Source organism: Pseudomonas sp. CM27 (assembly GCF_013179515.1).
Classification (GTDB): domain Bacteria; phylum Pseudomonadota; class Gammaproteobacteria; order Pseudomonadales; family Pseudomonadaceae; genus Aquipseudomonas.
This window is the reverse complement of the sequence record NZ_JABMCN010000293.1, coordinates 1-6,967: the sequence shown is the minus strand read 5'-3', so window position 1 is coordinate 6,967 and position 6,967 is coordinate 1. Positions and strand designations below refer to the sequence as shown.

Below are 6,967 nucleotides of genomic sequence, written 5' to 3'. Positions count from 1 at the left end.
TTTTTCGATCTTGCCGGCCACCAGGCCGTACTCGGTGAACGGCTCGTCCTGGCTCTGGCGCATCAGGGTGTCGTAGATGCTGCTGATGTTCTCGGCCGACACGCCTTTGTTGATGAACGGGTTGAGGCTGTCGAAGCCGCCGAAGCTGGACTGGCGGAAGGTGCCGCCCTTGGGCGCGTCGGGGTTGACGTAGTCGAAGTGCTTGAAGTCGGCGGGGTACTTGGGTGGCTCGTCGTACAGGGTCAGCGCGTGCTGCGGTGCGGCCAGGGCAGGAAGGCTCAGGCAGGCGAGCAACAGGCTGCCTGCCAGCCGGCGCAGGCGGTGCGTTGGCGTCATTGGGCTTTCTCCGAAGTCTTGATCCACCAGCTGTTCAGCCCAAGGGTGTAGGGCGGCGTGGTGACGAAGGCGAACCGGTTGCGGTAGGCCAGGCGATGGTTGTCGAGGTACCAGTTGGGGATCATGTAGTACTGCCATGAGAGCACTCGGTCCAGGGCGCGGGCGGCGGCGACCTGGTCGTCGCGGGTGCGCGCAGCCAGAAGGGTGTCGAGCAGGTGGTCGACCACCGGGTCCTTGACCCCAGCATAGTTCTTGCTGCCCTTGGTCGCGGCCTGGCTGGAATGGAAGTACAGCCACTGTTCGAGGCCGGGGCTCAGGGTCTGGTTAAGGGTCATCAGAATCATGTCGAAATCGAACTGGTCCAGGCGTTGTTTGTACTGGGCGCGGTCGACCGTGCGCAAGCGCGCATCGATGCCGATGCTGGACAGATTTTCGACATAAGGTTGCAGGATGCGTTCAAGATTGGGGTTTACCAGCAGCAGCTCCATGCGCAGCTGCTGGCCCTTGCTGTCGACCAGGCGCTGGCCGTTCAGCTTCCAGCCGGCCTCGGCCAGCAGCCCGAGGGCCTGGCGCAGGGTCTGGCGGTTGATGCCACGGCCGTCGGTCTGGCTGACCTTGTAGGGTTCGCTGAACAGCTTGGCAGGCAACTGGTCGCGGAACGGCGCCAGCAGCAGCCACTCCTTGCCGGTCGGCAGGCCGCTGGCGGCAAACTCGCTGTTGGGGTAATAGCTGGTCGAGCGGCGGTAGGCGCTACTGAACAGCGCGCGGTTGGTCCATTCGAAATCGAGCATCAGCCCCAGCGCCTGGCGTACCCGCGGGTCGCTGAAGGTGGCCCGGCGGCTGTTCATGAACAGGCCCTGGGTTTGCGTGGGGATGCGGTGCGGGATCTGTGCCTTGATCACCTCGCCACGGCGCACGGCCGGGAAGGTGTAGCCGTTGGCCCAGTTCTTCGCCTGGTGCTCGATGTAGATGTCGAACTCGCCGGCCTTGAACGCTTCGAAGGCCACCGTGGCGTCGCGGTAGAACTCGTATTCCACGCGCTTGAAGTTGTACTTGCCACGGTTGACCGCCAGGTCCTTGCCCCAGTAGTTCTTCACCCGTTCGAACACCAGTCGGCGCCCGGGCTGGACTTCGCTGATGCGATAGGGGCCGCTGCCCAGCGGCGGCTCGAAGGTGGTGGCCTTGAAGTCGCGCTTTTGCCAGTAATGCTTGGGCAGCACCGGCATTTCGCCAAGGCGCAGGATCAGCAGCGGGTTGCCGGCGCGTTTGAACACGAAGCGGATGCGCTGCGGGCCGAGGATGTCCACCCGCTGCACTTCCTGCAGGTTGGTGCGGTACATCGGGTGGCCGTCCTTTAGCAGTGTGCGGTAGGAGAAGGCCACGTCTGCCGAGGTAATCGGCTGGCCGTCATGCCAGCGAGCTTCCGGGCGCAGGTTGAACACGACCCAGCTGCGGTCTTCGCTGTACTCCACCGAGCGGGCGATAAGGCCGTAGCTGGAGGTGGGTTCGTCGCCGGACGGGTCGTACTGGCCGGTGCCGACCATCAGCGGCTCGTTCAGCTCGCTGATACCGTATTGTTGGAAATTGGGCGTGGTGATCGGGCTCGACCCCTTGAAGGTGTAGGGGTTGAGGGTATCGAAGGTGCCAAAAGCCATGGCCCGCAAGGTGCCGCCCTTGGGCGCTTGCGGGTTGACCCAGTCGAAGTGGGTGAAGGTGGCTGGGTACTTGAGCGTGCCGAACTGCGCGTATCCGTGGCTTTCGCTCACCATCGCGGCTGCGGGGAAGCTCAAGGCCAGGCTGATTGACAGCAGGAGGGGACGTATCAAGTCGGCATCCGATCCAGAGGCGTTGGGCTTTGATCGGGTACAGTAACAGCTTGGTAGGGTTGGAAAAAGAGTGCCGCCCAGAGGATTGCAAGGGGCCGCTTTGCAGCCCATCGCCGGCAAGCCAGCTCCCACAGGTACTGCATATGGCTTGAAGTCGTTGCGATCAGGGTGGGAGCTGGGTTGCCGGCGATGGGGCGCGGAGCGGCCCCAGTTTTTTTATCAATGCGAGAGGTAGACGGTCAGGGTCTGGCCTGGCTTCAGGGCATGGCCGCTGCGCGGGTTCCAGCGCTTGAGGTGTTTCATTTCGACGTTGAAGCGCTTGGCCACCAGGTACAGCGAGTCGCCCTTGCGTACCTTGTACTGCGTGGTGCGCTTGCCCGATGAAGCTACCCGGTTGCCAGCAGCGCTGGGGGCATTGCCACCGCGCAGTGCCAGTACCTGGCCGGCACGCAGGCTGTTGCCGGACATGCGGTTCCAGCGTTTGATGTCCTTGACCGAGACACGATTGGCCTTGGCGATGGCACCCAGGTTGTCGCCGCGCTTGACCCGGTAGCTGCGTGCCGCCACGGGTGCCCTCGTTTCAGCCACGGCACGGGCGAACACGGCCTTGTTCGGCTGCAGGGCGACCAGCTGCTCGGGGTTGAGGTTGGACAGGCTGTCGCTCAACAGTTGCGCCTTGGCGGTGGGCACCAGCAGTTGCTTGGGGCCGTCCACGGTCATGCGCTTCTTGAAGGCCGGGTTCAGCTGGATCAGCTCGTCTTCGTCGATGTTGGCAAAGGCGGCAACGCGCGACAGGTCGAGGCGGTCATTGATGGCCACCGCTTCGAAGTACGGCTCGTTGGCGATCGGGTTCAGGTTGACCCCGTACGCCTCGGGGGTAAGCACCACCTGCGACAGCGCCAGCAGCTTGGGCACGTAGTCGCGGGTTTCCTGCGGCAGCGGCAGGTTCCAGTAGTCGGTCGGCAGGCCAAGGCGCTCGTTGCGCTCGATGGCGCGGCTGACCGTGCCTTCGCCGGAGTTGTAGGCGGCCAGGGCCAGCAGCCAGTCGCCGTTGAACATGTCGTGCAGGCGAGTGAGGTAGTCCAGCGCAGCGTTGGTCGAGGCGGTGATGTCGCGGCGGCCATCGTAGAAGTTGGTCTGGCGCAGGTTGAAGTGGCGGCCAGTCGCCGGCATGAATTGCCACATGCCGGCAGCGCTGGCGCGGGAGTAGGCCATCGGGTTGTAGGCGCTCTCGATGGCCGGCAGCAGGGCCAGCTCCAGCGGCATGTCGCGCTCTTCAAGCCGCTCGACAATGTAGTGCAGGTAGAGGCTGCCGCGCTCGCCAGCGCTTTCGATGAAGGTCGGATTGCTGGCGAACCACAGGCGCTGCTGCTCGATGCGCGGGTTGACGTCGATGCTGTCCTGCAGGGCGAAGCCCTGGCGCATGCGCTCCCACACGTCCTGCGGCGCCTGCTCGACCGGCTTGACCAGCAGCGGGGCAGGTTTGTGCTTGATCCGCGCCTGGTAGTTGTGCGCGCGAACGCTATCGGATTCGTCGAGCTGACGGGTGCTCTGGCAGCCCACCAGGGTGGCGGCCAGGGCCAGCGCACTGACCTGGGCCAGGCGCGTCAGGGCGACGGAATGAGAGGTTCTGCGGCTACTGGAAGACATCGGCTGAGACAGGTATCCGGGCGAAAAATTTTGGCGATTCTAGAAACCGCTCCCGGCCGGGTCAACCTTTGAGCATCAACTGCGATATATCTTGCGGTTATCAGAAGGTGTCCTTCCAAGACCTCAAGGCAGCAAAAACAGCGACATGCGAGGTGTTTGAATGTCCCTTCCATTCGTCTGCTTTTTGTTTAACTAATGTTTCAGAGGTGCGCAGGAAGGGATTGGTCAGGCGCTCCATACCGATCGTTGATGGCAAGGTGATGCGATTTTCGGCACGCAAGCGGGTAACGTCTTCGAAGCGTTGCTGAACGTGTGGGTTGGTAGGTTCCACGGCCTTGGCGAACCGCAAGTTGCTCAGGGTATATTCGTGGGCGCAATACACTTCGGTCGACTCCGGCAGCGCTGCCAGGCGGGCCAGGGCAGGTTGCATCTGCTCGGGCCTACCTTCGAACATGCGCCCGCAACCGGCGGCAAACAGGGTGTCGCCGCTGAATAGCACGGGCGTGGGCGGCTGGTCACTGAAGAATGCGATATGCCCCAGGGTATGGCCAGGTACTGCCAGCACCTCGAACGTCACACCCAGGACGGTTACCTGATCACCTTCGTCAAGTGCCAGTTCGCGGCACGGGATGCGCTCTTTGGCCGGGCCGCAGACCCGTGCGCCGGTCAATTGCCTGAGCCGTTCCACACCACCCACATGGTCGTTGTGGTGGTGAGTGATGAGAATGTCGCTCAACACCCACTCGGGGTGGGCCGACAGCCAGCGTTCCACTGGGCCGGCATCACCCGGATCGACCACCGCACAGCGGCGTTTGGCAGTATCCTGTAACAACCAGATGTAGTTGTCGGAGAAAGCGGGGAGAGCTTTGATCTGTATCATGGTGCGGATCCGGTTCGCCTAGCGTGGCACATGTGGCCATCTTAGCCGCGATGGCGCGGTGCGAGAACCTTCAAGGGAGAGCGCAATGACCGACCAAGCCTTTGCCCAGGCCGACCCGGACTGGGTCAAGCTGATCAGCCTGGCCCGTGAGTGGTTCAACGGCCCACTCGGCCAGCTGATGCTCAAGGAGGAGGAAAAACTGCTGGAAGAAGAGCTCGGGCGCTTCTTTGGTGGTTATCTTGTGCACTACGGGCCAGGCGCCGAGCCGCCGCCCAGCGCCCCCCAGGTCCAGCGCAACGTGCGCCTCGGCGCACCCCTGCCGGGGGTGGAGATAGTGTGCGAGGAGCAGGCCTGGCCGCTCAGCGAGCATGCCGCCGACGTGGTGGTGCTGCAGCACGGCCTGGACTTCTGCCTGTCACCCCATGGCCTGCTGCGCGAGGCCGCCAGTGCGGTGCGCCCGGGCGGGCACCTGCTGATCGTTGGCATCAACCCGTGGAGCAGCTGGGGCATGCGTCACTTCTTCAGCCACGGCGCATTGCGCAAGGCGCGCTGCATCTCGGCGTCACGGGTGGGCGACTGGCTGAACCTGCTGGGCTTCGCGCTGGAGAAACGCCGCTTCGGGTGCTATCGTCCGCCGCTTGCCTCACCGGCCTGGCAGCAACGCCTGGAGGGCTGGGAACGGCTAGCCGGCGGCTGGCAGGGCGCTGGCGGCGGGGTGTACCTGCTGGTGGCGCGCAAGATGGTGGTCGGCCTGCGGCCGTTACGCCCGGAGCGCCGCGAACCCATGGGCAAGCTGCTGCCGCTGCCACTGGCCAAGGTCAATCGTACGGCGGCCAACCCGGACACTGAAAAGCACTGAACATGAGTGGTACATGAGCGATAGCATCGAAATGTTTACCGACGGCGCCTGCAAGGGCAACCCTGGCCCGGGTGGCTGGGGGGTCCTGATGATCTACAAGGGCGTCGAGAAGGAACTGTGGGGCGGCGAGCGCGATACCACCAACAACCGCATGGAACTGATGGCTGCGATCCAGGGGCTGATGGCGTTGAAGCGCGAATGCGAGGTGGTGCTGACCACCGACTCGCAGTACGTGATGAAGGGCATCAACGAATGGATGGTCAACTGGAAGAAGCGCGGCTGGAAGACCGCAGCCAAAGAGCCGGTGAAGAACGCCGACCTGTGGCAGCAGCTTGATGAGCAGGTCAATCGCCACAAGGTGACCTGGAAGTGGGTGCGCGGCCACATCGGCCACCCCGGCAACGAGCGTGCCGACCAGCTGGCCAACCGTGGTGTCGATGAGGTGCGCGCCCAGCGCTGAGGCGCTTGGGGTATACTCGCCGCCTTTGAAACTGATGCAAGTTGGAGCGCCCCGCGTGGAGCAGCAGCAAGATAAACGGTTCGTCATCCTCGATACCGAAACCACGGGCATGCCGGTCAGCGAAGGCCACCGGATCATCGAGATCGGTTGTGTCGAGGTGATCGGCCGGCGGCTGACCGGGCGGCACTTCCACGTCTACCTGCAGCCGGACCGCGAGAGCGACGAGGGCGCCATCAACGTCCACGGCATTACCGATACCTTCCTGGTCGGCAAGCCGCGCTTTGGCGATGTGGCCGAGGAGTTCTTCGAATTCATCGAAGGCGCCACGCTGGTCATCCACAACGCGGCGTTCGACGTTGGCTTCATCAACAACGAATTTGCCCTGCTTGGCCAGCAGGGCCGTGCCGACATCGCCCAGCATTGCACCATCCTCGACACCTTGCTGCTGGCGCGCTCGCGCCACCCCGGGCAACGCAACAGCCTCGATGCGCTGTGCAAGCGCTACGACATCGACAACTCGGGCCGTGAGCTGCACGGCGCACTGCTCGACTCGGAACTGCTGGCTGACGTCTACCTGGCAATGACCGGTGGCCAGACCAGCCTTTCGCTGGCCGGGCATGGGGCTGACGCCGAGGGCGACGACGGCCAGGGCGGCAGCGAGATTCGCCGGATTACCGGGCGTGCGCCGGGACGGGTGATCATGGCCAGTGCCGAAGAGCTGGAGGCTCATGCCGAGCGGCTGGCGGCCATAGCCAAGTCGGCGGGCGGGCCATCCATGTGGCAGGCCCTTACCGAGATGCCTGCGGGTTAACAATTTTGCCGCAGGCGATGCGATCCCTGTAGGAGCGGCCTTGCGTCGCGAAAGGGCTGTGCAGCAGCCCCGGCAATTTTTGCGTCGCCTGTGAAATTTTTGGGGCCGCTGCGCGGCCCTTTCGCGACGCAAGGCCGCTCCTACA

6 protein-coding genes and 1 pseudogene are annotated in these 6,967 nt (G+C 63.9%); 3 read left to right on the top strand and 4 right to left on the bottom strand.

Going from position 1 to position 6,967, the window contains the following annotated elements; translation table 11 throughout:
• The 4 genes and pseudogenes from HP547_RS25840 to gloB all read right to left on the bottom strand — a co-directional run.
• A pseudogene (locus HP547_RS25840) lies at positions 1-336 on the bottom strand (ABC transporter substrate-binding protein); the annotation flags it as partial.
• Positions 333-2,162, bottom strand: a complete 1,830-nt coding sequence (locus tag HP547_RS25835; RefSeq protein WP_218583498.1) for an extracellular solute-binding protein — start codon at positions 2,160-2,162, stop codon at positions 333-335. The pseudogene HP547_RS25840 and the gene HP547_RS25835, both read right to left, overlap by 4 nt.
• 219 nt (positions 2,163-2,381) lie before the next feature.
• Positions 2,382-3,812, bottom strand: a complete 1,431-nt coding sequence (locus HP547_RS25830; RefSeq protein WP_172221360.1) for a lytic transglycosylase domain-containing protein — start codon at positions 3,810-3,812, stop codon at positions 2,382-2,384.
• 100 nt (positions 3,813-3,912) lie between these two features.
• Positions 3,913-4,692, bottom strand: coding sequence for a hydroxyacylglutathione hydrolase (gene gloB / locus HP547_RS25825; protein ID WP_172288236.1), 780 nt, complete (start codon positions 4,690-4,692; stop codon positions 3,913-3,915).
• Positions 4,693-4,777: 85 nt separating this feature from the next.
• On the opposite strand from gloB, the gene HP547_RS25820 reads away from it, so the two are divergent.
• The 3 genes from HP547_RS25820 to dnaQ are packed head-to-tail and all read left to right on the top strand — an operon-like array spanning position 4,778 to position 6,822.
• Entirely contained in the window at positions 4,778-5,551 is a 774-nt protein-coding gene (locus HP547_RS25820; RefSeq protein ID WP_172221354.1) for a class I SAM-dependent methyltransferase, read from the top strand.
• A 13-nt stretch (positions 5,552-5,564) separates the two neighbouring features.
• Entirely contained in the window at positions 5,565-6,011 is a 447-nt protein-coding gene (gene rnhA, locus HP547_RS25815) for a ribonuclease HI (protein ID WP_172221351.1), read from the top strand.
• Between the two features lie 55 nt (positions 6,012-6,066).
• Entirely contained in the window at positions 6,067-6,822 is a 756-nt protein-coding gene (gene dnaQ, locus HP547_RS25810) for a DNA polymerase III subunit epsilon (RefSeq protein ID WP_172221348.1), read from the top strand.
• Positions 6,823-6,967 lie beyond the last annotated feature (145 nt).